This is a genomic window from Mesorhizobium sp. AD1-1, assembly GCF_020164655.1.
Lineage (GTDB): Bacteria > Pseudomonadota > Alphaproteobacteria > Rhizobiales > Rhizobiaceae > Mesorhizobium > Mesorhizobium ciceri.
Window position 1 is genome coordinate 181,656 of sequence record NZ_JAIUGP010000002.1, and the last position, 25,475, is coordinate 207,130.

21 protein-coding genes are annotated in these 25,475 nt (G+C 63.3%); 8 read left to right on the forward strand and 13 right to left on the reverse strand.

Going from position 1 to position 25,475, the window contains the following annotated elements; genetic code table 11:
* Window positions 1-40: 40 nt before the first annotated feature.
* From LB519_RS04390 to LB519_RS04425, 8 genes are all read right to left on the reverse strand, one after another.
* Complete coding sequence (locus tag LB519_RS04390; protein ID WP_224618822.1) at window positions 41-448, reverse strand: F0F1 ATP synthase subunit epsilon; 408 nt, start codon at window positions 446-448, stop codon at window positions 41-43.
* Between the two features lie 102 nt (window positions 449-550).
* Window positions 551-2,143, reverse strand: coding sequence for a F0F1 ATP synthase subunit beta (atpD, locus tag LB519_RS04395; protein WP_024504228.1), 1,593 nt, complete (start codon window positions 2,141-2,143; stop codon window positions 551-553).
* A 70-nt stretch (window positions 2,144-2,213) separates the two neighbouring features.
* Window positions 2,214-3,098: a F0F1 ATP synthase subunit gamma gene (locus LB519_RS04400; protein WP_224618823.1), complete on the reverse strand. Its 885-nt coding sequence runs from the start codon at window positions 3,096-3,098 to the stop codon at window positions 2,214-2,216.
* A gap of 32 nt (window positions 3,099-3,130) precedes the next feature.
* Window positions 3,131-4,660, reverse strand: coding sequence for a F0F1 ATP synthase subunit alpha (atpA, locus tag LB519_RS04405; protein ID WP_013529036.1), 1,530 nt, complete (start codon window positions 4,658-4,660; stop codon window positions 3,131-3,133).
* Window positions 4,660-5,220 (reverse strand): F0F1 ATP synthase subunit delta, encoded by a 561-nt coding sequence (locus LB519_RS04410; protein WP_224618826.1) that lies wholly within the window; start codon window positions 5,218-5,220, stop codon window positions 4,660-4,662. The genes atpA and LB519_RS04410 overlap by 1 nt, the downstream gene beginning before the upstream one ends.
* Before the next feature lie 246 nt (window positions 5,221-5,466).
* Window positions 5,467-5,862 carry a DUF4345 family protein gene (locus LB519_RS04415; RefSeq protein ID WP_013529034.1) on the reverse strand — a complete coding sequence of 132 codons (396 nt, stop codon included), beginning with the start codon at window positions 5,860-5,862 and terminating at the stop codon, window positions 5,467-5,469.
* A 95-nt stretch (window positions 5,863-5,957) separates the two neighbouring features.
* A complete protein-coding gene (locus tag LB519_RS04420) occupies window positions 5,958-6,653 on the reverse strand; it encodes an aspartate/glutamate racemase family protein (protein ID WP_224618828.1) in 696 nt (231 codons plus the stop codon).
* Window positions 6,654-6,707: 54 nt separating this feature from the next.
* The gene (locus LB519_RS04425) at window positions 6,708-8,891 is read right to left on the reverse strand and encodes a primosomal protein N' (protein ID WP_224618830.1); all 2,184 of its coding nucleotides are present in this window, start codon (window positions 8,889-8,891) and stop codon (window positions 6,708-6,710) included.
* Between the two features lie 90 nt (window positions 8,892-8,981).
* Here LB519_RS04425 and fsa point away from each other — a divergent pair, with 90 nt between their 5' ends.
* Both fsa and LB519_RS04435 read left to right on the forward strand, forming a co-directional pair.
* Window positions 8,982-9,638 carry a fructose-6-phosphate aldolase gene (gene fsa, locus LB519_RS04430; protein ID WP_024504222.1) on the forward strand — a complete coding sequence of 219 codons (657 nt, stop codon included), beginning with the start codon at window positions 8,982-8,984 and terminating at the stop codon, window positions 9,636-9,638.
* A gap of 345 nt (window positions 9,639-9,983) precedes the next feature.
* The gene (locus LB519_RS04435) at window positions 9,984-10,367 is read left to right on the forward strand and encodes a hypothetical protein (protein WP_127218570.1); all 384 of its coding nucleotides are present in this window, start codon (window positions 9,984-9,986) and stop codon (window positions 10,365-10,367) included.
* 103 nt (window positions 10,368-10,470) lie between these two features.
* Here LB519_RS04435 and LB519_RS04440 read toward each other — a convergent pair whose 3' ends face one another.
* From LB519_RS04440 to leuS, 3 genes are all read right to left on the reverse strand, one after another.
* On the reverse strand, window positions 10,471-13,152 hold the full coding sequence (locus LB519_RS04440) for a DNA translocase FtsK (RefSeq protein WP_224618833.1): 2,682 nt from the start codon (window positions 13,150-13,152) through the stop codon (window positions 10,471-10,473).
* A gap of 300 nt (window positions 13,153-13,452) precedes the next feature.
* Window positions 13,453-14,031, reverse strand: coding sequence for an LPS assembly lipoprotein LptE (lptE, locus tag LB519_RS04445; protein WP_013529029.1), 579 nt, complete (start codon window positions 14,029-14,031; stop codon window positions 13,453-13,455).
* Window positions 14,018-16,642 (reverse strand): leucine--tRNA ligase, encoded by a 2,625-nt coding sequence (gene leuS / locus LB519_RS04450; RefSeq protein ID WP_127371019.1) that lies wholly within the window; start codon window positions 16,640-16,642, stop codon window positions 14,018-14,020. The genes lptE and leuS overlap by 14 nt, the downstream gene beginning before the upstream one ends.
* A 155-nt stretch (window positions 16,643-16,797) precedes the next feature.
* Between leuS and LB519_RS04455 the strand changes: the two genes are divergently transcribed.
* Window positions 16,798-17,460, forward strand: a complete 663-nt coding sequence (locus tag LB519_RS04455) for a YggS family pyridoxal phosphate-dependent enzyme (RefSeq protein WP_024504219.1) — start codon at window positions 16,798-16,800, stop codon at window positions 17,458-17,460.
* Between the two features lie 110 nt (window positions 17,461-17,570).
* Entirely contained in the window at window positions 17,571-18,620 is a 1,050-nt protein-coding gene (locus tag LB519_RS04460) for an aldo/keto reductase (RefSeq protein WP_063169457.1), read from the forward strand.
* A 44-nt stretch (window positions 18,621-18,664) separates the two neighbouring features.
* On the opposite strand, the gene LB519_RS04465 is transcribed toward LB519_RS04460, so the two are convergent.
* Complete coding sequence (locus LB519_RS04465; protein ID WP_224618834.1) at window positions 18,665-19,567, reverse strand: LysR family transcriptional regulator; 903 nt, start codon at window positions 19,565-19,567, stop codon at window positions 18,665-18,667.
* 125 nt (window positions 19,568-19,692) lie between these two features.
* Here LB519_RS04465 and LB519_RS04470 point away from each other — a divergent pair, with 125 nt between their 5' ends.
* Together LB519_RS04470 and LB519_RS04475 are read left to right on the forward strand one after the other, a co-directional pair.
* The gene (locus tag LB519_RS04470) at window positions 19,693-20,874 is read left to right on the forward strand and encodes an MFS transporter (RefSeq protein WP_024504216.1); all 1,182 of its coding nucleotides are present in this window, start codon (window positions 19,693-19,695) and stop codon (window positions 20,872-20,874) included.
* 51 nt (window positions 20,875-20,925) lie between these two features.
* Window positions 20,926-21,960, forward strand: a complete 1,035-nt coding sequence (locus LB519_RS04475) for an aldo/keto reductase (protein WP_224618836.1) — start codon at window positions 20,926-20,928, stop codon at window positions 21,958-21,960.
* A 241-nt stretch (window positions 21,961-22,201) separates the two neighbouring features.
* Here LB519_RS04475 and LB519_RS04480 read toward each other — a convergent pair whose 3' ends face one another.
* Window positions 22,202-22,474 (reverse strand): usg protein, encoded by a 273-nt coding sequence (locus LB519_RS04480; RefSeq protein WP_013529022.1) that lies wholly within the window; start codon window positions 22,472-22,474, stop codon window positions 22,202-22,204.
* A 302-nt stretch (window positions 22,475-22,776) separates the two neighbouring features.
* Here LB519_RS04480 and acs point away from each other — a divergent pair, with 302 nt between their 5' ends.
* Entirely contained in the window at window positions 22,777-24,732 is a 1,956-nt protein-coding gene (gene acs, locus LB519_RS04485) for an acetate--CoA ligase (RefSeq protein ID WP_013529021.1), read from the forward strand.
* Window positions 24,732-25,475 (forward strand): MOSC domain-containing protein, encoded by a 744-nt coding sequence (locus LB519_RS04490; protein ID WP_063169460.1) that lies wholly within the window; start codon window positions 24,732-24,734, stop codon window positions 25,473-25,475. The genes acs and LB519_RS04490 overlap by 1 nt, the downstream gene beginning before the upstream one ends.

A 25,475-nucleotide genomic window follows, 5' to 3' on the forward strand; every position in this document is an offset into this window, starting at 1 on the left:
AGGCAAGGCCCCGCTTTTTACTCTTTCATCGAACCGAATTTCAAGCCGGCAGGATGGCGCCTTCCAGCGTGGTGAGCTGGCTAAGGAACTGTTCCGCCTTGCTGCGAGCCTCGTCGTCCTTGGCATCAGTGGCGTCTTCTTTGGCTTCCTGGATGCGGCGCGCGAGATCGGCGCGGTCGACATCCTTCACCGCGACAGCCGATTCCGCCAGCAGCGTGCAGCCGGCCGGAACGATGTCGGCGAAGCCGCCGAACACCACATAGCGCTCTTCGTTGCCCGCTGCGGTCTTCACGGTGACGACACCCGGCTTGATCGTGGTCATGACCGGCGCGTGATGCGCCATCACGGTCATCTCGCCTTCGGCGCCCGGAATGACGACGGATTCAACCTGCTCGGAAACAAGCAGGCGCTCCGGCGAGACCAGTTCGAACTTGAAAGCTTCAGCCATGATCAATTTAGCGAATAGCGAATAGCGAGCAGCGAGTAGTCAGAAGAAGAATTCGCCGGCCCATATTCCCTATTCGCTACTCCCTATTCGCTATTCGCTTGATTACGCCGCTTCAGCCGCGAGGCGCTGTGCTTTCTCGACCGCTTCCTCGATGCCGCCGACCATGTAGAAGGCAGCTTCCGGAAGGTGATCGTAGTCGCCGTTGCAGAGGCCCTTGAAGCCCTTGATGGTGTCGGCGAGGTCGACCAGCTTGCCCGGCGCGCCGGTGAACACTTCGGCGACGAAGAAGGGCTGCGACAGGAAGCGCTCGATCTTGCGGGCGCGGGCCACGGTCTGCTTGTCCTCTTCCGACAACTCGTCCATGCCCAGGATGGCGATGATGTCCTGCAGCGACTTGTAGCGCTGGAGGATCGACTGCACCTGGCGCGCGACGCCGTAATGCTCGTCGCCGACGACCAGCGGATCAAGCATGCGCGAGGTCGAATCCAGCGGATCGACGGCCGGGTAGATGCCCTTTTCGGCGATGGCGCGGTTGAGCGTCGTCGTCGCGTCAAGGTGGGCGAACGAGGTCGCCGGCGCCGGATCGGTCAAGTCGTCGGCGGGCACGTAGATCGCCTGCACGGACGTGATCGAGCCCTTGGTGGTGGTGGTGATGCGTTCCTGCAGCGCGCCCATGTCGGTGGCGAGCGTCGGCTGATAGCCCACGGCTGAAGGAATACGGCCGAGCAGAGCCGACACTTCCGAACCAGCCTGCGTGAAGCGGAAGATGTTGTCGACGAAGAACAACACGTCCTGGCCCTGGTCGCGGAAATACTCCGCAACCGTCAGGCCGGTCAGGCCGACGCGGGCGCGCGCGCCCGGCGGCTCGTTCATCTGGCCGTAGACGAGCGCGGCCTTGGAGCCTTCGCCGCCGCCCTTCTTGTTGACGCCGGATTCGATGAACTCGTGATAGAGATCGTTGCCTTCGCGGGTGCGCTCGCCGACGCCGGCGAACACCGAATAGCCGCCATGCGCCTTGGCGATGTTGTTGATCAGTTCCTGGATCAGCACGGTCTTGCCGACGCCGGCGCCGCCGAACAGGCCGATCTTGCCGCCCTTGGCGTAGGGAGCCAGGAGGTCGAGCACCTTGATGCCGGTGATCAGGATCTGTGCTTCCGTCGACTGCTCGACATACGTCGGAGCCGGCTGGTGGATGGAGCGCATTTCGATCGCGTCGACCGGGCCTTCTTCGTCGACCGGCTCGCCGATGACGTTGATGATGCGGCCGAGCATGCCCGGGCCGACCGGCACGGTGATCGGCGCGCCGGTGTCACGCACTTCCTGGCCGCGAACCAGACCTTCGGTCGAGTCCATGGCGATGCAGCGCACGGTGTTTTCACCCAGGTGCTGGGCGACTTCGAGCACCAGACGGTTGCCGACATTGGTCGTCTCGAGCGCGTTCAGGATCGCCGGCAGGTGATCGCCGAACTGCACGTCGACGACGGCGCCGATGACCTGGCGGACCTTGCCGACAACGCCGGTTGCCTTGCTGGCCACTGCCGATGTCTTGGCAGCTGCGGTCTTCGCCGGGGCTGCTGCCTTGGCCGGGGCCGCCTTCGCGGCTGCTGCTGGAGCCTTTGCCGCCTTCGCGGGGGCTGCTGCCTTCGCGGCTGCGGCCTTGGGGGCTGCCTTCTGGGGGGTCGCTGCTTTCGCCATCGTCTTTACCCTTTTTCGTCCTTTGTTTCTCACGCGGTCCGGTCGCGGGCAAAAAACCCGCGGACCGCGCCTAGAGCGCCTCGGCGCCCGAAATGATTTCGATCAGTTCCTTGGTGATCTGCGCCTGCCGCTGGCGGTTATAGGTGATCGACAGTTTGTTGATCATCTCGCCAGCGTTGCGCGTCGCATTGTCCATGGCGCTCATCTTGGCGCCCATCTCGCCGGCCGCGTTTTCGAGCAGTGCCCGGAAAACCTGCACGGAAATGTTGCGCGGAATGAGATCGGAGAGGATTTCGCCCGGCTCCGGTTCGTATTCATAGACAGCGTTGCCGCCATCCGTCACTTCCGCCTGAGCCGAAGCAACGCCCGCCGGAATGATCTGCTGCGCGGTCGGGATCTGGCTGATCACCGACTTGAACTGCGAATAGAACAGCGTGCAGATGTCGAAGCCGCCCTCGTTGAAGAGATGGATGACCTTCTTGGCGATGGCATCGGCATTGACGAAACCGAGTGTCTTGACCTCGCGCAGATCGACGCGATCGATGATCAGCGACGCGTAGTCGCGGCGCAGGATGTCGAAACCCTTCTTGCCGACGCAGATGATCTTGACCTGCTTGCCGTCGGCCAAAAGCTTGCGGATGTGGTCGCGGGCAAGACGGGCGATCTGCGAATTGAAGCCGCCGCACAGGCCGCGCTCGGCGGTGCAGACGACGAGCAGATGCACATCATCCTTGCCGGTGCCGGTCATCAGCGCCGGGGCATCGCCACCGCCGCCGATCGCCTGGGTGATGTTCGCCAGCACGGAACCCATGCGCTCCGAATAGGGGCGCGCCGCTTCCGCAGTCTCTTGCGCACGGCGCAGCTTCGCCGCAGCGACCATCTGCATCGCCTTGGTGATCTTCTGCGTCGCCTTGACCGAGGCGATACGGTTACGAAGGTCTTTTAATGAAGGCATGCTTCAAACCTGATCCCGTCTTGTCGCTTCGCTCAGGCGAAGGTCTTGGCGAAAGCGTCGATCTCGGCCTTCAGCTTGGCGCGCAGATCGTCCGACAGTGCCTTTTCCTTGCGGATGGCGTCGAGAACGTCCTTGCCGGCCGCACGCATGTGGCTGAGCAGGCCATGCTCGAACTTGCCGACCTGGTTGACCGGCAGCTTGTCGAGATAACCGTTGACGCCGGCGAAGATCACCGCGACCTGCTCTTCCGTCTTCAGCGGCGAGAACTGCGGCTGCTTCAGGAGTTCGGTCAGGCGCGATCCGCGGTTGAGCAGGCGCTGCGTGGCGGCGTCGAGATCCGAGCCGAACTGCGCGAAGGCCGCCATTTCGCGGTACTGCGCGAGCTCGCCCTTGATCGAGCCGGCAACCTGCTTCATCGCCTTGATCTGCGCGGCCGAGCCGACGCGCGACACCGACAGACCGACGTTCACCGCAGGACGGATGCCCTGGAAGAACAGGTTGGTTTCGAGGAAGATCTGGCCGTCGGTGATCGAGATCACGTTGGTCGGGATGTAGGCCGACACGTCGTTGGCCTGCGTCTCGATGATCGGCAGAGCGGTCAGCGACCCGCCGCCCAGATCGTCGTTGAGCTTGGCGGCGCGCTCGAGCAGGCGCGAGTGCAGGTAGAACACGTCGCCCGGATAGGCTTCGCGGCCCGGCGGGCGGCGCAGCAGCAGCGACATCTGGCGATAGGCGACGGCCTGCTTCGACAGATCGTCATAGCTGATCAGCGCGTGCATGCCGTTGTCGCGAAAATATTCACCCATGGTGCAGCCGGCGAACGGCGCCAGGAACTGCATCGGCGCCGGGTCGGAAGCGGTGGCGGCGATGATGATCGAGTATTCGAGCGCGCCGCGCTCTTCCAGCACCTTGACGAACTGCGCGACGGTCGAGCGCTTCTGGCCGACGGCGACGTAGACGCAGTAGAGCTTTTCCTTCTCGGGGCCGTTGTCGTGCACCGACTTCTGGTTGAGCATCGTGTCGAGGATGATGGCGGTCTTGCCGGTCTGGCGATCGCCGATGACCAGCTCGCGCTGGCCGCGGCCGACCGGGATCAGCGCATCGATGGCCTTGAGACCGGTCGACATCGGCTCGTTCACCGATTTGCGCGGGATGATGCCGGGCGCCTTGACGTCGACGCGCTTGCGCTCGACTGCCTTGATCGGACCCTTGCCATCGATCGGATTGCCGAGCGCATCGACGACGCGGCCGAGCAGGCCTGGGCCGACGGGAACGTCGACGATGGCGCCGGTGCGCTTGACGATGTCGCCTTCCTTGATGTCGCGGTCGGCGCCGAAGATGACGACGCCGACATTGTCGGCTTCGAGGTTGAGCGCCATGCCGCGGATGCCGCCGGGGAATTCGACCATCTCGCCGGCCTGGACATTGTCGAGGCCGTAGACACGAGCGATACCGTCACCGACGGACAGCACCTGTCCAACTTCGGAGACCTCGGCCTCCTTGCCGAAATTCTTGATCTGGTCTTTCAGAATTGCGGAAATTTCCGCGGCGCGGATGTCCATCAGCCGACCTCTTTCAGTGCAAGCTTGAGCGAATTGAGTTTGGTTTTGAGCGACGTATCGATCTGGCGCGAGCCCATCTTGACCACCAGCCCGCCGAGCAGCGACGGATCGACGGTGACGGAGATAGCCACATCCTTGCCGGCAACGCTCTTCAGCGCCGCCTTGAGTTCGGTCTGCTGGACAGCCGTCAGCGCGTGAGCCGACGTCACTTCAGCAGCGGTCTCGCCACGGTGTTCGGCTGATATCTGGCGGAACGCCCTGATCATGCCGGGAATGGCGAACAGCCGGCGGTTGCGGGCGACGACACGCAGGAAACTTCCGGTAAGGCCGGTGATCCCGGCCTTGTCGGCGATCGCCGCGATGGCCTTCGCCTGGTCCTCGCTGGAGAACACCGGGCTGTTGATCAGCCGGGTGAGATCAGCGCTGCCCGCGAGCATGATTTCGAAACTGTTGAGGTCGGCTTCGACCTTGGCCACGGAATTTGCCTGCAGGGCGAGTTCGAACAGCGAACCCGCATAGCGTTCTGCGACACCTGAGATTGGCGATGACGATTGAGCCACGGACCGTCTTTTCTCTTGTCTGACAGGCCGTAGATTGTTGGCGCGAGCAAAAACTCTGGCTAAATCTTTGACCTTACTGCATTTTTTCGAGCACGGAGGCGCGGCTTCCGCTATCCCCGGCCGAAAGTCGATTGCCGTCTAGCACAGGCATTTTAAGACCGCAATGCGTCGTTCCGCATGGTTTTCAGGCACTATTGTCGCATCCGGCGAAAGTCGCCCGTCTTCCATCGCGGAATACCCAATGATTCAAGGCAGAAAGCCGAAGGCGAAGGCGAGCGGCAACGCCGCCAGGACCAATTCCAGCACAATGGAAACCCAATTGAAAGGCGTGTTGGCGCCATCAGACATCATCGACAGCAGCCGGCCGAAGGCAGTGAACAGCCAGGAGAAGCCAAGCGCCATGTAGATCAGCGGCTGCGCCAGCAGGATACAGCACAGGCCGACACCGAGATAAAAGCCCGACATCCTGCCGCGCCCCTCGGCGATCGCCGCAGCCTTCTCTGGCTTGACCTGCAGGCGCAGGGCACGAAAGGCGAGACCCGGCGCCAGGAAGAACAAAAGCCCGAGCAGCACCGTGAAGACGGCGCTCGACCAAGCCAGCCATTCGCCCTGGCTCGTCGGCCATGGAAGCGCAAAATCCATCTTGTCCCCTCGAAATGCCTGTTTTGAAATTCCGGGCATTCTAACGGAGGAAAGCCCCCGCGCCAGATGGGCCCAGGTACTTTAGGCAGCGCGCATCAACCGAGCGCGAATTCCACAGCCGCCTCGGCATGGATGCGCGTCGTGTCGAAGACCGGGATGTCGAAATCCTGCTGGCCGATGAGCATGGTGATCTCGGTGCAGCCCATGATGACGCTGTCGGCCGCCTCTTCGCGGCGCAGGCGTTCGGTCTCGGCGATATAGGCCGCCTTGGATGTTTCGGTGACGATGCCCTGGCACAGTTCCTCGTAGATGACACGGTGCACCATGTCGCGCCCGGCCGCATCCGGCACCACGGGGTCCAAGCCAAATCTGTCAGCGAGCCGGCCCTTGTAGAAATCCTGCTCCATGGTGAAGCGCGTCGCCAGCAGCGCCGGACGCTGCATTCCGGCACGCTTGACCGCCACTGCGGTGGCATCGGCGATGTGGATCAGCGGGATCGACACCGACGCCTGCACCTGATCGGCCAGTTTGTGCATGGTGTTGGTGCACAGAAGCAGACCTTCCGCGCCGCCGGCCTCAAGCTTGCGCGCCGCTTCTACGAGGAGCACGCCGGCACCGTCCCAGTCGCCGTGATGCTGCCGCTCGGCCATTTCGGCAAAGTCGAACGACCACAGAAGCAGTTTCGCGGAATGCAGCCCACCCAGCCGTTCGCGCACGATCTCGTTGAGCAGGCGATAGTAGATGGCGGTCGATTCCCAGCTCATGCCGCCGAGCAGGCCAAGGGTCTTCATATGAGTTTCCACATCTCGCTGGCTTGCGGGCAACCTATCGCTGAAAGCGCAACCTTACAAAAAACTCTGCGGGTCGACGTCGACCTGCACCCGGACCGAGCCGCGTTGCTTCGGCCCGTTGGCCAGCATGGCCCTGATAAAACCTTGCATGTCGGCGCGCCGTTCGCCCTGGATCAGCAGCCGGAAGCGGTGGCGGCCGCCGAGCAGTGACAGTGGCGCCTCGGCTGGCCCCAGCACGAACAGATCTGACGCCTCGGGTGCGGCGCGGCGCAGGCCACGTGCGTGGCCCTCGGCTTCCGCTCGTGTCACCGCACTGACGATGACACCCGCGAGCCGGCCGAAGGGCGGCAGGGCAGCCCGTTCGCGCTCGGCGATCTCACGTTCGTAAAATGCCTCGGCGTCGCCCGAGACGATCGCCCGCATCACCGGGTGGTCGGGCTGAAAAGTCTGCAGCAGGCCAAGGCTCTTCTTGCCGGTGCGGCCGGCGCGGCCGGTGACCTGGCTGAGCAGCTGGAACGTGCGCTCGGCGGCGCGCGGATCGCCATTGGCAAGTCCGAGATCGGCATCGACGACGCCGACCAAAGTCATGTTGGGAAAGTTGTGGCCCTTGGCGACGAGCTGCGTGCCGATGACGATGTCGGCCTCGCCATCGGCGATCGCTTCCAGCTCCAGCCGCAGCCGCCGCACGCCGCCCATCAGATCGGACGACAAGACGATGGTGCGCGCGTCGGGGAAATGCGTCACGACCTCCTCGGCGATGCGCTCGACACCCGGCCCGCAGGCGACCAGATGATCCAGCGTGCCGCATTCCGGGCAGGCTTCGGGGCGGCGCTCATTGTGGCCGCAATGATGGCAGACGAGTTGCCCGCGAAACCGGTGCTCGACCAGCCAGGCCGAGCAGACCGGGCAGCCGAAGCGATGGCCGCAGACCCGGCACAGCGTCAGTGGCGCATAGCCGCGCCGGTTGAGGAACAGCAGCGATTGCTCCTGCCTCTCCAGCGTCTGGCGCATCTGGTCGAGCAGAACCGGCGACAGGAAACCGCCACGCGCCGGCGGCGCACGCCGCATGTCGACCGCCTTCAGATGCGGAAGTGCTGCCTCGGCGAAGCGAGCGGAAAGCACCGCCCTGTTATATTTACCTTGGCTGGCATTGACCCGGCTTTCGACCGACGGCGTCGCCGACGCCAGCACCACGGGGAAGCTGCCGATATGGCCGCGCACCACCGCCATGTCGCGCGCATTGTAGAAGACGCGGTCCTCCTGCTTGTAGGCAGGGTCGTGCTCCTCGTCGACGACGATAAGGCCGAGCTCCTTGAACGGCAGGAACAGCGCCGAGCGCGCGCCGGCGACGACCCGCACGCCGCCCTCCGCCACTTGCCGCCAAACCCGCTCGCGCATCCGCGGCGGCAGGTCGGAATGCCATTCGCCCGGCTTGGCGCCGAAGCGCTGCTGGAAGCGCTCGAGAAAGGCATGCGTCAGCGCGATTTCCGGCAGCAGGATCAGAACCTGCCTCCCCTGGTCGAGCGCAGCCGCCACCGCCTCGAAATAGACCTCGGTCTTACCCGAACCGGTGACGCCGTCGAGCAGCGCGACGTTGAACACGCCGGCTGCGACATTGGCGCGCAGCATCTGCGCCGCGGCGCCCTGGTCCGGCATCAGTTCCGGAATAGCGTAGCCGGGATCGGGCGCGGCCACCACCGGGCGCGGCGGGATCATCACGGTCTCGAACACGCCTTGCGCCCTCAGGCCGTCGATCACCGTCGAGGACACGCCGGCGGCGTGAGCGAGGCCGGAGCGCGTCCAGGCAAGGCCGCCTTCGGCCGTCTCCAGCACGCGCTGCCTGGCACCCGTCATCCGGTCGGGTGCGAGAAGCGTGCGCTGCAACCCCTCGATCCACGGTTCGGGGTCGAAAGCCTCCGGCGCCCTGAGCAGCATGCGCGCCACCATGCCCGGTGGCGATAGCGTGTACTGCGCCACCCAGTCGACGAAACGGCGCATCGCGCGGTCGATCGGCGGGCAGTCGAAGACCTGTTCGATGGGGCGCAGCTTTTTCGCGTCGACCTTCTCGACCGCGCCATCCCAGACGATGCCGGCGACCTGGCGCGGCCCGAGCGGCACACGCACGATCGAGCCCGGCACCACGCGCATGCCGGCCGGCACGGCATAGGTGTAGGGGCGTTCGGCGGGCATCGGCACCAGCACCGGTGCGGCTGCGACAAAGGGCGAATCTTCGATCATGAGGCGTGACCTTGCCCTGACTTTGGTCTAGATCAAAGGCCGACCCCAAATGTGCATGACATGCACATGAAAATCTTCAGGAGACCCGCCATGAAATTTTTTGTCGACACCGCCGACGTCAAGGATATCCGTGAACTGAACGATCTGGGGCTGCTCGACGGCGTCACCACCAATCCTTCGCTGATCCTCAAATCCGGCGGCAAGATCGCCGAGGTCACCAAACAGATTTGCGACATCGTCAAGGGTCCGGTCTCGGCTGAAGTCACCGCCACCGAATATTCCGAGATGATGCAGCAAGCCAAGGTTCTGGCCAAGATCGCCGACAATGTCTGCATCAAGGTGCCGCTGACGCTGGACGGCCTCAAGGCCTGCAAGACCATCCGCACCGAGATGAACCGCCTGGTCAATGTCACGCTGTGCTTTTCGGCCAACCAGGCGCTGCTTGCGGCCAAGGCCGGCGCCTCGTTCATCTCGCCCTTCGTCGGCCGCATCGACGACATCGGCATCGACGGCATGGAGCTGATCCAGGAGATCCGGCAGATCTATGATAATTACGATTTCCAGACCGAGATCCTCGTCGCCTCGGTGCGCACCGTGAACCACGTCAAGCAGGCGGCACTGATCGGCGCCGACGTCGTGACCGCGCCGCCGGCGACCCTGAAGGCCCTGGTCAACCATCCGCTGACCGACAAGGGCCTCGCCGCCTTCCTCGCCGACTGGGCCAAGACCGGCCAATCGATTGGCTGAGATGGCGATCGGCTGAAGCCAATGCGCTTGCAGTGAAAAAAGACCGGGCAACCGGTCTTTTTTATGTGCTGCGGGTGGGGTGACTTTCCATGTCTTTGTTTTTGCGTGCCTTGCACTAGCTCTTTTGGCTTTACTGCATCGCAGCATTGCATCCAGCTGAAATCGAGAGCGACAAGTTCAAAACAGGATATTTGATCGAGTTCACCAGATCGACACGCTGCTGAAGCATACCCTGGATATCACGCTAGAGAGATGCCCTTCGACGAACTTAAAAAACGATGACTTGGTCGAACCCTTTGTAAAGGTGCTGGCTGTAGCTTCGATGTTTTAGCTACTGGGTCGAACATGAGCCTTCTAATCTCAATCGCCTTTTCTGTTCTTGCATCAATAGGACTCGCTTTCGCAAAGGCATTTTCAATCTACGGCCTCATTCGGGACAAACGTTATTCGTGGGTGAGTTTCATAGTGATTTCGGTCGTGTGGCTTGGCGCAACGGTGCTGAGTGCCAACCGGACGTGTGGTCAATGGGGGTGTAGCTGGGGCCTTCACTTCGGTTGGATTCTTGCCCTGTTGCCTCAAGGCTTCGTGACGAATGTTGCGTTAGGTGAGAAGCTATTTGTGATTGCGTTGCTTACATATTTGGGACTGTGCATCTATTTCTTCGGGCATGTCATTGGCTGGTTATCCTATGTGGTCGTCAGCATTGGAAAGGCCGTCACTAACCGCTAGTGTAGATGCTTAAGGTTTAGGCTGGGATAGGTGATGGAATTCACGAGCTTGACCCGCAGCTGAAGCATCCCCTGAAGCATGATCCCATAACGGCCGGGGTCGCTCAGTCCGCGCCGTCATCCTCAGGCACGGTCGCCGGCTGGCGCCGGCCCATGATGATTTCGCGTTTGCCAACATGGTTGGGTGCGCCGACCAATCCTTCCTTTTCCATACGCTCGACCAGGGATGCGGCGCGGTTGTAGCCGATGCCGAGGCGGCGCTGGATGTAGGAGGTCGAACACTTCTTGTCGCGCACCACCACCTTGACCGCCTCGTCGTAGATCGCATCGCTGTCTTCGGCTGCAACCGATCCCTTGTCGAAGACCGCGCCCTGGTCGTCTTCCTCCTCTTCCTCATCCTCGTCGGCCGTCACGGTTTCCAGATATTCGGGGCGGCCCTGTGCCTTCAGATGTGCGACCACATGCTCGACCTCCGCGTCGGAGACAAAGGGACCGTGCACGCGGGAAATGCGTCCCCCACCCATCATGTGCAGCATGTCGCCCTGGCCAAGCAGCTGCTCGGCGCCCTGCTCGCCCAGGATGGTGCGGCTGTCGATCTTCGACGTCACCTGGAAGGAAATGCGGGTTGGGAAATTGGCCTTGATCGTGCCCGTGATGACGTCGACCGAGGGGCGCTGCGTTGCCATGATCAGGTGGATGCCAGCAGCGCGCGCCATCTGCGCCAAACGCTGGATGGCGCCTTCGATCTCCTTGCCGGCGACCATCATCAGGTCGGCCATCTCGTCGACGATGACGACGATGTAGGGCATCGGCGCCAGGTCTACTTCCTGCTGTTCGAAAAGCGGTTCGCCGGTGCCCTTTTCGAAGCCGGTCTGCACCGTCATGACGACGGTTTCGCCCTTGTCGCGGGCTTGGGCGGCGCGCTCGTTGTAGCCGTCGATGTTGCGCACGCCGAGGCGCGCCATCTTGCGATAGCGGTCCTCCATTTCGCGCACCGCCCATTTGAGCGCGGTGACGGCTTTTTTGGGATCGGTGACGACGGGCGTCAGCAGATGCGGGATGCCGTCATAGACAGAGAGTTCGAGCATTTTGGGATCGACCATGATCAGCCGGCATTCTTCCGGCTTCAGCCGATAGAGCAACGACAGGATCATGGTGTTGATGGCGACCGACTTGCCGGAGCCGGTGGTTCCGGCCACGAGCAGATGCGGCATCTTCGCCAGCTCGGCGATGACCGGCTCACCGCCGATCGTCTTGCCGAGACACAGCGCCAGCTTGCAGCTTGTCTTGCGGAAGCCCTCGGATTCGATCAGTTCCCGGAAATAGACGGTTTCGCGCATCTCGTTCGGAAGCTCGATGCCGATGACGTTGCGGCCGGGCACGACGGCGACGCGCGCCGAAATCGCCGACATGGAGCGGGCGATATCGTCGGCAAGCCCGATGACGCGAGAAGATTTGACGCCCGGCGCCGGCTCGAATTCATAGAGCGTGACGACCGGGCCGGGACGAACATGAATGATCTCGCCACGCACGCCGAAGTCTTCGAGCACGCTTTCCAGGAGATCCGCGTTCTGCTCGAGCCGCTCCTGCGACATGTAGAAGCCTTGTCCCTCCGGTGGCTGCTGCAACAGCTCTTCCGAGGGAAGCTCATAGGGATCGCCCGCGGTTGACAGCACGACCTTTCCAGCCCCAGGCAAGCGTGCAGAGCGGGCGCCAACGGCCTTGGCAGGGACGTTCGCACTTGGCGCGGCCGGCGCGGAAACGGCGACGCTTTTGGCGGCTGGAATTGCGACAGGCTGGATCGGCGACGGCGCATTGCTCGCCGGCACGTCAGGTTGGGCGACGGCCTGGTTCGAATTGGCCGGCCAAACATCCGGCAACGGCTTCAAGGCCTGGCCCGGCAGGCAGTCGATGACACGAAACAAGGCGGTGGCATCGGTCCCTGTCGTCGGGCGGATGTCGATCGGCATAGTGGTGACTGGCGCTGCGGCGAGCGGCGCAGGCGACGCTGAACCGGTTTGCCGGGCCGACGGCGAAACGTCGACCAGATAGGGTGCCATAGCCTCGAAGAAGGCATGATCCGAAAGATAGGGCCAGCGCTGCCTTTCGGTTTTGGTCGGGGCGCCCGGAGCAACGGACGCACGCGCGGATGCCCGTCCCGTTGCGACCGTCCTCGGCGGCACCGGCGCAACGGCTGGCGCCCTCTCCCTGGCGCGCACCGACGGGACAAAGGCAGCAGCCGGCGGCAGTGGCCCTTGCGTGGCGCGCCCGGTCTGCGGCTGGGAGGCAGGGCTTTTCACCGACGCCGGCAATGCCAGGAGCGAGGGCGCGGAGGACGCCCTGCCGACCATGGGTTGCGCAACGGCTTGCTGTGCCGGGCGCGTCGCGCCGTGTTCGACGACACGCTCGTGCTGCGGATGATGCTTCCTGGCCTCATAATCCGGCGTGCGTGTAAAACGCACGTTGGGTGCAAGGAAGAAATATTCCTGCCAGGCAGGGCTCTCGATATCGCCGATTTTCGAAGGCGTGTCGTCGGAGCCACTCCGCGGCTCCATATAGGGCCGCTTGTTGCCGCCGAGATCGACCATAGGCGCGGAATAGCCGGCCTGGCGTGTGGCGGGCTGCCGACCGTCCGGCTCCTTGCGAGCCATACGATCAAGGGCGCCTGCGGCGGAAGAACTTCGCTGATCACCCCTGTCGCCGATGCTCTCGAAGCGCTTCCCCTCGGGATCATCAGGCGGTGCGGCCGTCGACAAATTGACCCGGGAAAAACGCTTGGCTTCCATTCTCAAGACTCACTCTGAAATGTCTGCCGAGCAATAGGGAGCGAGTGGTTAACAGTTGCTTCCCGGATGGGTCGCCGACGATCCTGAGCGCCAAAATCTTCGCGGCAGTCTGCGAGCGACGTGGCACGATCGTCGCCTCGCCGGTGGCGCGATCTACTCGCTGTGCCGTAGCAGGCCGATGGGTCTCTTCGGCCAATCTCTGTTCAGAATCTGGCTCTGTTCGGGAATCTGGTCATGATCCCACGATCATCCCGTCATGCCTGGGGCGCCAGACCGTTTTCGTGAAGCAGATGAGGTGCGCTAGCCGGTCTTGCCGTGCCGGACAAGGTCCTGGGCAATGGACAGCTGCAGCGCTTCCGCCAACTCTCGCGCCGCGCGATTCTCGGCGTCGATCTGCGCCCGGTATGCGGCGAATTCCTGACGCGGCCTGTCGAAGGACGAGGTGATCGAACGCTTGCCGGATGCGATCACCACGCCGGTCTTCGCATCGGCCAGCGTATAGCTGCCGGTCAGCGTCACGGAACCGGCGGTCGGCTCGTCTTCGTCGGTTCCGACCTGCACAAGTGCCGCGGACTCGACCGCTTCGGTCACGCCGAGATTGAGCGAATAGGCCGGCGAGGCCGGCTCGCCGGCGCCTCGTCCAAACCCGAAAATGAGATTGTTGCGCACCTGTTGGCCGTAACGCGTATTGACCGGTTTGATGCCGATCAACGCCAGTTCGGCACTGGCACTGGCCTGCGAACCCGACAGTGGCGCGCTCGAATAGAGCGGCCGCACCGTGCAGGCCGAGACAAGCGCGAGCGAACCTATCAGGCCGGCAAGCGCCATGCGGCGCAGCAAATGGCTCAACTCTGTCTTTTCCCGATCAGGCAACGACATTGACGATCCTCTGCGGCACGATGATCACCTTGCGCGGAGCCTTCCCTTCGAGTGCTTTCTGCACGAAGTCGAGAGCCAATACCGCTTTTTCGACCGCACCTTGGTCCGCGTCGCGGGCAATTGTCAAATCCCCCCGCTTCTTGCCGTTGACCTGTACCGGATAGGTGACTTCGTTGTCGACGACCAGCGCCGGATCGAAGACCGGCCAGGGCCGTTCGGCAACGAGATCGGTGCCGCCGAGCGTTGCCCAGCACTCCTCGGCCAGATGCGGCATGACCGGCGCGATCAGATGCACGAGAATCTCCACCGCCTGCCGGCAGGCGCCTTTCAGCGCTGCATCGGCCTTGCCTTCGGCCACCTCGTTAAGCGGCGTGGTCAGCGCGTTGGCCAGTTCGTAGATGCGGGCGATGGCGCGGTTGAAAGCGAGCTTCTCGATATCCTCTCCGACCGCCTTGAGGATCTTGTGCGCGGCCTTGGAAACCACCGCGGCCTCGCCGCTGCTGGCCGCCACGGGCTTGATGCCGGCCAGTGTTTCGGCCGCCGTCGACACCAGGCGCCAGATGCGCTGGATGAAGCGATGCGCGCCGGCGGCGCCATCGTCGGTCCACTCGACATCGCGCTCGGGAGGCGAATCCGACAGCATGAACCAGCGCGCCGTATCGGCGCCGTAGCCATCGGTGATGTCTTCCGGGCTCACCGTGTTCTTCTTCGACTTCGACATCTTTTCCAGCGGGCCGATGGAGACGGTCTCGCCGGTGGCGATCTCGATGGCGCTGCGCTTGCCGTCGACGTCCTCCAGCCGAACTTCGGTGGGCGCCAGCCAGCGGCCGTTCGATGCCGAGCCAACGCGATAGGTTTCGTGCACCACCATGCCTTGCGTGAACAGGCCCTTGAACGGCTCGGCCAGATCGACATGGCCGGCCTCGCGCATGGCGCGGGTGAAGAAGCGCGAATAGAGCAGATGCAGGATCGCGTGCTCGATCCCGCCAATATACTGGTCGACCGGCAGCCATTCGTTGGCCGCCTTGGGATCGGTCGGTTCATGTGCCCACGGCGCGGTGAAGCGGGCAAAATACCACGACGAATCGACGAACGTGTCCATCGTGTCGGTTTCGCGCCGCGCATCCCTGCCGCATTGCGGACATTTCACATGCCGCCATGTCGGATGACGGTCGAGCGGATTGCCCGGGCGGTCGAAATCGACATCGTCGGGCAGCTTCACCGGCAGGTCCGCCTTCGGCACCGGCACCACGCCGCAAGCCTCGCAATGGATCATCGGGATAGGGCAGCCCCAGTAGCGCTGGCGCGAAATGCCCCAATCGCGCAGACGGAAATTCACCTTGCGCTCGGCCATCGGCCGGTTGCCGATCGTCTTCTGCTCCAGCAGTTTGGCGACTTCGTCGAAAGCCTGATCCGGCTTCATGCCGTTGAGAAAGCGCGAATTGATCATCACGCCGTCATCGACATAGGCTTCATCGATGATCTGGAACGTCGCCGGATTCTCGCCTTCCGGCATCACCACCGGAATCACCGGCAGGCCGTATTTGTTGGCGAAGTCGAGGTCGCGCTGGTCGCCGGACGGGCAGCCGAAAATGGCGCCGGTGCCGTATTCCATCAGCACGAAATTGGCGACATAGACAGGCAGCGTCCAGTTGTCGTCAAACGGATGGACGACGCGGAGGCCGGTGTCAAAACCCTTCTTCTCAGCTGTCTCCAGCGCCGCGACCGAGGTGCCCATGTGGCCGATATCCTCGATGAACTTCGCCAGCGCCGGATTGTGCGCAGCGGCCTTTTTGGCCAACGGATGATCGGCGGCGACAGCCATGAAGGAAGCGCCGAAGATGGTGTCGGGCCTTGTCGTATAGACTTCCAGCTCATGCTCGCCATCAGAGGCGTCGGCCAGAGGCCAACGGATCAGCAGGCCTTCCGAGCGGCCGATCCAGTTCTGCTGCATCAGCTTCACTTTTTCCGGCCATTCGTCGAGGCCTTCGAGCGAATCCAGCAGATCCTGGGCGAAGTCGGTGATCCTGAAGAACCACTGCGTCAGTTCGCGCTGTTCGACCAGCGCGCCCGAGCGCCAGCCGCGCCCGTCGATGACCTGCTCGTTGGCAAGCACCGTCATGTCCTCCGGATCCCAGTTGACCTTGGAGGATTTGCGCGTCACCAGCCCCTTCTCGACAAAGTCGAGGAACAGCATCTGCTGGCGGTGGTAGTAATCGACGTCGCAGGTGGCGAATTCGCGCGCCCAGTCCAGCGACAGCCCCATGACCTTGAGCTGCTCGCGCATGGTGGCGATGTTCTGGTAGGTCCACTCCTTGGGGTGGACCTTATTCTGCATCGCCGCGTTTTCGGCCGGCATGCCGAAGGCGTCCCAGCCCATCGGGTGCAGCACGTTGAAGCCCTTGGCCCGCTTGTAGCGCGCCACCACGTCGCCCATCGTGTAATTGCGGGTATGACCGATATGGATGCGCCCCGACGGATAGGGGAACATCTCCAGCACGTAGTATTTCGGGCGCGGATCGTCATTGTGCGCTTCGAACAGCTTCTTGGCGTCCCAGGCCTTCTGCCATTTGGGCTCTGACGCGCGCGGATTGTATCGTTCGGTTGCCATAGGACGTTTTTCACTTAAAAGCATGCGCGAACTGCGGGCGATGGCTCGGCAGTTCAGGGAATGTGGTCCGGGTGTTCACCATGGTTTGGCAAACCCGTCAACCATATGGGTACCGCGTCTGACAAAAACGCCGGTCAAAACAGCAGGATTTGCATATGGGTGACGCCGTTCAGCAATTTTTCGCGGTCAAGGCGAAGATCGCCGCCGCCGAACGCGAGGCCGGCCGCGAAGCCGGCGCCGTGACCCTGGTCGCGGTCTCAAAGACCTTTGATGCCGCCGACATCGGCCCGGTCATCGAAGCCGGCCAGCGCGTCTTCGGCGAGAACCGGGTGCAGGAGGCGCAAGCCAAATGGCCTGATCTGAAGGACGCATTTCCCGACATCGAACTGCATCTGATCGGCCCGCTGCAATCCAACAAGGCTAGGGAAGCGGTAGCACTGTTCGACGTCATCGAGACGGTCGATCGCGAGAAGATCGCCGCCGAACTCGCCAAGGAGATCGCCAAACAGGGCCGCGCGCCAAAACTCTATGTCCAGGTCAACACCGGCTCCGAGCCGCAGAAGGCCGGCATCGAGCCCCGCGACGCCGTGGCCTTCGTCGCCCGCTGCCGCGACGTGCACGGCCTCGCTATCGAAGGCCTGATGTGCATCCCGCCGGCCGATGAGAACCCCGGTCCCCACTTCGCGCTGCTGGAGAAGCTTAGCAAGGAAGCCGACGTCGCCAAACTCTCGATGGGCATGTCCGGCGACTACGAAACAGCAATCGCCTTCGGCGCCACCAGCGTCCGCGTCGGTTCGGCGATCTTCGGCACTCGCTGAGACGCAACGGCCTTTGGGCCAATCCGACAGGCTCGTTGCTCCAGGACTGGAAACGAAACGTACCGTTCCTATTTGCTTTGCGTCATCACAAACTCTCTGGAGCCGCCACCATGCGCTACAACCAGCTTGGAAATACGGGGATGTTCGTCTCCGAACTGTGCCTCGGCACCATGACCTTCGGCGCCGCCGGCCAGAATGCCCAATGGGGCCTGATCGCCAGCCTCGACCAGAAGGGCGTCAACGAGATCGTTGCCCATTCGCTTGCCGCCGGCGTCAATTTCTTCGATTCGGCCGACGTCTACTCCTTTGGCGAATCCGAACGGTTGCTCGGCCAGTCGCTCAGGGATCTCAAGGTCAACAGGCAGAATGTGGTCATCGCCACCAAGGCGCATGGCGCCATGGGTGAAGGCCCCAACCAGCGCGGCTCGTCACGCGGCCACATCATGGATTCGGTCGATGCCAGCTTGGAGCGGTTGCAACTCGACCATATCGATCTCTATCAGTTGCACGGCACCGACACCGTGACGCCGATCGACGAAACGCTGCGGGCGCTCGACGATCTCGTTGCCAGCGGTAAGGTCCGCTATGTCGGCGTCTCCAACTGGGCGGCATGGCGCATCGCCAAGGCGCTCGGCATTGCCGAGCGCAAGGGTTTCGCCCGTTTCGAGACCGTGCAGTCCTATTATTCGATCGCCGGCCGCGATCTCGAGCGCGAAATCGTGCCGCTGCTCAATGAGGAGAAGCTCGGCCTGATGGTGTGGTCGCCGATGGCCGGTGGCCTGCTCTCCGGCAAATATGGCCCCGGCGCACCCGGCAATGGCGAAGGCCGCCGCGCGTCCTTCAACTTCCCGCCGGTCAATGAGGACCGCGCCTGGGCGGCCGTTGCCGTCATGCGCGACATAGCCAAAAAACATGATGTGAGCGTCGCCACGGTGGCGCTCGGCTATGTCCTGGCCAAGCCCTTCGTGATGAGCGTCATCATCGGCGCCAGCCGCATGGAGCAGCTGGAGCAGAACCTTGCCGCCACTGAGGTGAAGCTCGACACCGACGATCTGGTTCGTCTCGACGAGGTCAGCGCCCTGCCGTCCGAATATCCAGGCTGGATGCTGGAGCGCCAGGCAGCGGGCCGCCGTCCGGCGGCGTTCACGCCGAAAGCATAAATACAGCCCACGCTGACATCTCGGGAGCCGTGGCTCCGGGGATGTCAGGTCAGCCGGACGCTCTCGCCCAGAAAATCGAGAAAGGCCCGCACTCTGGCCGGCAGGTGCTTGCCGTGGCCGACATAAACGGCATGTGTCGGTTCGACATCGCCAGGGTTGAAGTCTTCCAGCACCGGCACCAGCCGGCCGGCGGCAATATCGGGCTGGACATGCCAGCGCGCCAGCCGGGCAATGCCCGCACCCGCAATCGTCATCAGCCGCATCGCTTCGCCATCGCTGGCCATCGCATTGCCGCTGACGGGAACCGTGAAGGATGTACCGTCCGCGAACGGCCAGCCGTCGCTGTAGCGGGCAAAGCCGAAGGCAAGCCGATTATGACGGTCGAGTTCGGCAGGCAGGCGCGGTGTCCCACGCGCTCCAAGATAGGACGGGGCGGCAACCACCACCATCCGGCTTTGGCCGAGCTTGCGCGCCACCAGCCGTGACTCGCCGAGTTGCCCGGCCCGGATGGCGACATCGGCACGCTCCGCCATCAAATCGATGACGCTGTCGGTCAGCACCAGATCGACCGAGATTTCGGGGTAGCGTTCGAGGAAGCGCGGCAAAAGCGGGATCAGCCGGTGCACGCCGAAGGGCACGTAGGTGTTGACGCGCAGCCGCCCGCGCGGCGCCGCACCCGCCGCAGCCTCGCGCTCGGCCGCCGCCATGTCGGCCAGGATGCGCAGCCCGCTCTCGTAGAATGCGCTGCCTTCCGGCGTCAGTTGCAGCTTGCGCGTCGAGCGGCTGACCAGCCGGGCGCCGAGCCTGGCTTCCAGCCGCGCGATCAGTTTGCTAACCGCCGATGGCGTCATGCGCAAGGCGCGCGCCGCGGCCGAAAAGCTGCCCGCCTCGACGACGTGCACGAAGACTTCGATCTCGCCGGAGCGGTTGATGTCGGATCTGGCCATCTGTGAATCTATTTCACAGAAAATATGCCTGGAGCAAGTCTGGTTCACAATGCATGGCAACACGATCTTCCGGGTCGGGCGCGGATTTGGACAAGGCGCTCATCATCGCCGAAGTGGGAACCGCCATGCCTCTTGCTCTCTACGCCCTCGCCGCCGGTGCCTTCGGCATCGGCGTCACCGAATTCGTCATCATGGGTCTGCTGCTCGATGTCAGCAAGGATCTCGGCGTTTCGATCTCGGCTGCCGGCCAGCTCATTTCGGGCTATGCGCTTGGCGTCGTCATCGGCGCGCCCTTGCTGACCATCGCCACCGGCAACTGGCCGCGCAAGACCGTGCTTCTGGCGCTGATGGCGATCTTCACGCTCGGCAATCTCGCCTGCGCGCTGGCGCCCGACTACTGGACGCTGATGGGCGCCCGCATCATCACCGCCTTTGCCCACGGCACATTCTTCGGCGTCGGCTCGGTGGTCGCCACAGGGCTGGTCGCACCCAACAGACAAGCCTCGGCGATCGCGCTGATGTTCACCGGCCTGACCATCGCCAACATCCTCGGCGTGCCCTTCGGCACATGGCTCGGCCAGGCCTTTGGCTGGCGCGCGACCTTCTGGGCCGTGACAGTGGTCGGTGTGGCCGCCTTCGCCGTCATCCTGGCTCTGGTGCCACGCAGCCGGACGGCGCCCGAAAAGAGCGACCTGCGCGCCGATCTCGCCGTTTTGCGCCGCACCCCCGTCTTGCTCGGCCTCGCCACCACCGTGCTCGGCTATGCCGGCGTCTTCGCCGTCTTCACTTATATCGCTCCGTTGCTGACCGAGATCAGCGGCTTCAAGGAAGCAGCCGTGTCGCCGATCCTGCTCGTCTTCGGCGGCGGTCTCATCGCCGGCAATTTGCTTGGCGGCAAGGTCGCCGACCGCTGGCTTGTGCCGGCCGTGCTGGGCAGCCTCGTGGTGCTGGCCCTGGTGCTCGCAACGATGACCTTCGCCATCCACAGCCAGGTGATGGCCGTCATCTATGTCGGCCTGCTCGGTGCCGCCGCCTTTGCTACCGTGGCGCCGCTGCAGATGTGGGTGCTGGACAAGGCGCAAGGTGCCGGCCAGAGCCTCGCCTCGTCCTTCAACATCGCCGCTTTCAATCTCGGCAACGCCGCAGGCGCCTGGCTTGGCGGCGCGGTGATTGCCCAAGGGCTTGGCCTGGGTGCCCTGACCTGGGTCGCCGCCTTGCTGCCGCTCACGGCGCTCGGCGTGGCCGGACTGGCGCTGCGTCTCGATCGTACCCCGGCGCTCGGCGCACCTGCCTCCATCCGCTCGTGACTACCCTCGGCAAACCCTTCCGACACCCTTCATACCACCAGGAGTAAAAAGATGGATTATCGACGTCTCGGTGCATCGGGCTTGAAAGTGCCCGCACTCTCATTCGGCGCGGGAACCTTTGGCGGTTCCGGCCCGCTGTTCGGCGCCTGGGGCAACAGCGACGCCAGGGAAGCGCGGCGGCTGATCGACATCTGCCTGGAGGCTGGTGTCAATTTGTTCGACACGGCCGACGTCTATTCGAACGGCGCTTCTGAACAGGTGCTTGGCGACGCGATAAAAGGCCGCCGCGATGCCGTGCTGATCTCGACCAAGACCGCGCTGCCGATGGGCGATGGGCCGGGCGATTACGGCTCGTCACGTTCGCGGCTGATCAGATCCGTGGATGATGCGCTGAGGCGCCTCGGCACCGACTACATCGACCTTTTGCAGCTACACGCCTTCGATGCCGGCACGCCGATCGAGGAGGTGCTGTCGACGCTGGACAACCTGATCCGTGCCGGCAAGCTGCGCTATGTCGGCGTCTCCAACTTCTCCGGATGGCAAGTGATGAAGTCGTTGGCGCAAGCCGACAGCCAAGGCTATCCGCGCTATGTCGCCCATCAGGTCTACTATTCGCTGGTCGGCCGCGACTATGAGTGGGAGCTGATGCCGCTCGGCCTCGACCAGGGTGTCGGTGCATTGGTGTGGAGCCCGCTTGGCTGGGGCCGCCTGACCGGCAAGATCCGCCGTGGCCAGCTCCTGCCGGAACAGAGCCGGCTGCACGACACGGCAAGCTTCGGTCCGCCGGTCGAGGACGAGCATCTCTATCGAGTGATGGATGCCCTCGATGTCGTGGCCGAGGAAACCGGCAAGACCGTGCCGCAGATCGCCATCAACTGGCTGCTGCAGCGCCCGACCGTATCGTCGGTCATCATCGGCGCCCGCAACGAGGAGCAGTTGCGCCAGAACCTCGGCGCCGTCGGCTGGACCTTGACGCCGGAGCAGGTGAAAAAGCTCGACGCAGCGAGCGAGGTCACAGCACCCTACCCGTACTTCCCCTACCGCCGCCAGGAAGGCTTTGCCCGGTTGAACCCGCCGGTGGTTTGAGCGCATCGGGCCGTCATGGCGCAAGGTTCGCGGCCAGCGCCCCCCTCTGGCCTGCCGGACATCTCCCCCTCAAGGGGGGAGATCGGATGTCGCGGCGACTTTCGCCAATCGCAGGCGTAACAAGGGGCGGCGTTGTCGGTGGAGCTGCCAATCTGCCCACTTGAGGGGGAGATGTCCGGCAGGACAGAGGGGGGCGTCGTAGAACGCCGACCTCAAGAAGCCGTTGCTGCGAAACTTGCCCCTAGTGCAGCACAAACTCCCCATCCACCTTGCGCCATTCATTCGGCGCGATCAGCTTCTGGTGGGTGTAGCTGATCGAATGCAGCGGCCCGTCCAGCTTGGCCTTCCAGAATTCGATGAACTTGATCAGCACCGGAAACTTCGGCGCGAGATCGTAGTCCTGCCAGATGAAGCTCTGCAGCAGATGCGGGTGATCGGGAAAGTGATAAAGAATCTTGGCAGTGGTCAAGCCATAGCCTTTGAGCATCAGGTCCATTTCGGCATGGTCGCGCATGACGGTCCCCAGGTTGATTCGCCTGTCCTCCCACGGCTGATTGTGCGCGCCGCTGATTAACCGTCTATTGATTTTTTCTTCATCTGAACCGGCTTTAGCATGCGAAAACATGCAGTTAGCAGCGCACCTCTTCGAGTGCTGACAGCCCTGGAGAAGCTCCCTGCGGCATCCCGCCGCGCGAATCCAACGTCTAATGTTGCCGTAACGGCGGAACTGGTAATAATGCCGCCGAATTCGCGGCCGTGTCGCCGCGATCCCGCCGGCATTTCAAGCCGGCGATTGGTTCGGGAGGAAAGTCAGGAATGTCCGAGGTTCATGTCCATCGCGTCCAGCCGGCGTGGAAGAAAAACGCGCTGATCGACAATGACACCTACCTGAAATGGTATGCCGACAGCGTCAAGAACCCGGACAAATTCTGGGGCAAGCACGGCAAGCGCATCGACTGGTTCAAGCCGTTCAGCAAGGTCAAGAACACCTCCTTCGACGGCAAGGTCTCGATCAAATGGTTCGAGGACGGACTGACCAACGTATCCTACAACTGCATCGACCGGCATCTGAAGAAGCGCGGCAACCAGACCGCCATCATTTGGGAAGGCGACAATCCCTACGACGACAAGAAGGTCACCTATAACGAGCTCTACGAGCATGTCTGCCGGCTCGCCAATGTGATGAAGAAACACGGCGTCAAGAAAGGCGATCGAGTCACCATCTACATGCCGATGATCCCGGAAGCCGCCTATGCGATGCTGGCCTGCACGCGCATCGGCGCCGTCCATTCGATCGTCTTCGGCGGTTTCTCGCCGGATGCGCTGGCCGGCCGCATCGACGACTGCAAATCGACCTTCGTTATCACCGCTGACGAAGGCCTGCGCGGCGGCAAGCCGATCCCTTTGAAGGAAAACACCGACAGGGCGATCGAGATCGCCGCGAAAGCCGGAACGAAAGTCGAAAAGGTGGTGGTCGTGCGACGCACCGGCGGCAAGACCGGCTGGGTTTCAGGCCGCGACGTCTGGTATCACGACGAGATCGCGACGGTGAAAGCCGAATGCAAGCCCGAGAAGATGAAGGCCGAGGACCCGCTGTTCATTCTCTACACGTCGGGTTCGACCGGCAAGCCGAAGGGCGTGCTGCACACCACCGCCGGCTATCTCGTCTACGTCTCGATGACCCACCAATATGTCTTCGACTACCATGACGGCGACATCTACTGGTGCACCGCCGATGTCGGCTGGGTCACCGGCCACAGCTACATCGTCTACGGCCCGCTCGCCAACGGCGCCACCACGCTGATGTTCGAAGGCGTGCCGAACTATCCGTCGCAGTCGCGCTTCTGGGAAGTCATCGACAAGCACAAGGTCAATATCTTCTACACCGCGCCGACGGCGTTGCGCGCGCTGATGGGCGCCGGCGATGCGCACGTGAAGAAGACGTCGCGCAAGTCGCTGCGCGTGCTGGGTTCGGTCGGCGAGCCGATCAACCCGGAAGCCTGGGAGTGGTATTTCAACGTCGTCGGCAACGGCAAGGTGCCGATCGTCGACACCTGGTGGCAGACCGAGACCGGCGGCATCCTGATCACGCCGCTGCCAGGTGCGACCGACCTCAAGGCGGGTTCGGCGACGCGGCCTTTCTTCGGCATCAAGCCGCAGCTGGTCGACGGCGAGGGCAAGGTGCTGGAAGGTGCGGCCGACGGCAATCTGTGCATCACCGATTCCTGGCCGGGCCAGATGCGCACCGTCTATGGCGATCACGACCGCTTCGTGCAGACCTATTTTTCGACCTACAAGGGCAAGTACTTCACCGGTGACGGCTGCCGCCGCGACGCCGACGGCTATTACTGGATCACCGGCCGCGTCGACGACGTCATCAACGTTTCCGGCCACCGCATGGGCACGGCCGAAGTCGAATCGGCGCTGGTCAGCCATGAGAAGGTTTCCGAGGCCGCGGTCGTGGGCTATCCGCACGACATCAAGGGCCAGGGCATCTACAGCTACGTCACCTTGATGAAGGGTGCCGAACCGACCGAAGAGCTGCGCAAGGAGCTTGTTGCCCATGTCCGCAAGGAGATCGGCGCCATCGCTTCGCCCGACAAGATCCAGTTCGCGCCGGGCCTGCCGAAGACGCGTTCCGGCAAGATCATGCGTCGCATCCTGCGCAAGATCGCCGAGGACGATTTTTCTGCCCTGGGTGACACCTCGACGCTGGCCGACCCGGCCGTCGTCGATGATCTGGTCGCCAACCGGCAGAACAAGAAGAGCTGATGCAGGCCGCGCTGGGCACTGTCAGCGAACTCTGGCGCTATCCGGCGAGTTCGCTTGCCGGCGAGCGCCTGAAAACAATCTCGGTCGACGTCGAGAGCATCGACGGCGACCGCCTGTTCGGCCTTGTCGACGTGTCCGACAACGAGATCGCACGACCGGACCGCGACGCGAAATGGCACAAGGTGCCGCGCATCCGCACCCGGCTGTCGCCGACCCTGGAACTCGAGATTGCCGTTCCCGAGGGCGACTGGCTGGCCGCGCCAAGCATCGAGAGCGACCGCGCGGTGTCGGCCTATCTCGGCTTCGAGGCCTCGCTCCGTCCGTTTCGCCGCGAGAATGCCGGGCCTGACTATTCCGGCCCGCTGACCGCGGAGCGCTACCGCAAGGCGCCGATTCATCTGTTGACCACGGCTTCGCTGGCACGCCTGAAAGCATTGCACCCGGAAGGGGTCGCCGACCCGCGCCGCTTCCGCCCCAACATCGTTGTCGACATGGCGGCCATCGAAGGCTCGTTTCCCGAAACGGAATGGATCGGCCGCAAGCTTGCCGTCGGCGATCTCCTGCTGACCATCTCGGAACCCTGCCGCCGCTGCGGTTTCACCATCGTCGCCCAGGATGGCTTCGACCATGATCCGGCGATCCTGCGCAACCTGGTCCGCCACAACGCCCACAATCTCGGCGTCTATTGCACGGTCGACCGGCCGGCACGCGTCGAAGTCGGCGACGCGATGCGCTTCCTGTAA

What these genes read in the sequence shown, in the direction of transcription:
- acs (WP_013529021.1), top strand. Translation starts at nt 22,777, where the DNA reads ATGTCCGAGGTTCATGTCCATCGCGTCCAGCCGGCGTGGAAGAAAAAC.
- LB519_RS04415 (WP_013529034.1), bottom strand. Translation starts at nt 5,862, where the DNA reads ATGGATTTTGCGCTTCCATGGCCGACGAGCCAGGGCGAATGGCTGGCT.
- LB519_RS04435 (WP_127218570.1), top strand. Translation starts at nt 9,984, where the DNA reads ATGAGCCTTCTAATCTCAATCGCCTTTTCTGTTCTTGCATCAATAGGA.
- LB519_RS04390 (WP_224618822.1), bottom strand. Translation starts at nt 448, where the DNA reads ATGGCTGAAGCTTTCAAGTTCGAACTGGTCTCGCCGGAGCGCCTGCTT.
- LB519_RS04490 (WP_063169460.1), top strand. Translation starts at nt 24,732, where the DNA reads ATGCAGGCCGCGCTGGGCACTGTCAGCGAACTCTGGCGCTATCCGGCG.
- LB519_RS04460 (WP_063169457.1), top strand. Translation starts at nt 17,571, where the DNA reads ATGCGCTACAACCAGCTTGGAAATACGGGGATGTTCGTCTCCGAACTG.
- LB519_RS04425 (WP_224618830.1), bottom strand. Translation starts at nt 8,891, where the DNA reads ATGATCGAAGATTCGCCCTTTGTCGCAGCCGCACCGGTGCTGGTGCCG.
- leuS (WP_127371019.1), bottom strand. Translation starts at nt 16,642, where the DNA reads ATGGCAACCGAACGATACAATCCGCGCGCGTCAGAGCCCAAATGGCAG.
- LB519_RS04480 (WP_013529022.1), bottom strand. Translation starts at nt 22,474, where the DNA reads ATGCGCGACCATGCCGAAATGGACCTGATGCTCAAAGGCTATGGCTTG.
- lptE (WP_013529029.1), bottom strand. Translation starts at nt 14,031, where the DNA reads ATGTCGTTGCCTGATCGGGAAAAGACAGAGTTGAGCCATTTGCTGCGC.
- LB519_RS04420 (WP_224618828.1), bottom strand. Translation starts at nt 6,653, where the DNA reads ATGAAGACCCTTGGCCTGCTCGGCGGCATGAGCTGGGAATCGACCGCC.
- fsa (WP_024504222.1), top strand. Translation starts at nt 8,982, where the DNA reads ATGAAATTTTTTGTCGACACCGCCGACGTCAAGGATATCCGTGAACTG.
- atpA (WP_013529036.1), bottom strand. Translation starts at nt 4,660, where the DNA reads ATGGACATCCGCGCCGCGGAAATTTCCGCAATTCTGAAAGACCAGATC.
- LB519_RS04475 (WP_224618836.1), top strand. Translation starts at nt 20,926, where the DNA reads ATGGATTATCGACGTCTCGGTGCATCGGGCTTGAAAGTGCCCGCACTC.
- LB519_RS04455 (WP_024504219.1), top strand. Translation starts at nt 16,798, where the DNA reads ATGGGTGACGCCGTTCAGCAATTTTTCGCGGTCAAGGCGAAGATCGCC.
- LB519_RS04400 (WP_224618823.1), bottom strand. Translation starts at nt 3,098, where the DNA reads ATGCCTTCATTAAAAGACCTTCGTAACCGTATCGCCTCGGTCAAGGCG.
- LB519_RS04470 (WP_024504216.1), top strand. Translation starts at nt 19,693, where the DNA reads ATGCCTCTTGCTCTCTACGCCCTCGCCGCCGGTGCCTTCGGCATCGGC.
- atpD (WP_024504228.1), bottom strand. Translation starts at nt 2,143, where the DNA reads ATGGCGAAAGCAGCGACCCCCCAGAAGGCAGCCCCCAAGGCCGCAGCC.
- LB519_RS04465 (WP_224618834.1), bottom strand. Translation starts at nt 19,567, where the DNA reads ATGGCCAGATCCGACATCAACCGCTCCGGCGAGATCGAAGTCTTCGTG.
- LB519_RS04440 (WP_224618833.1), bottom strand. Translation starts at nt 13,152, where the DNA reads ATGGAAGCCAAGCGTTTTTCCCGGGTCAATTTGTCGACGGCCGCACCG.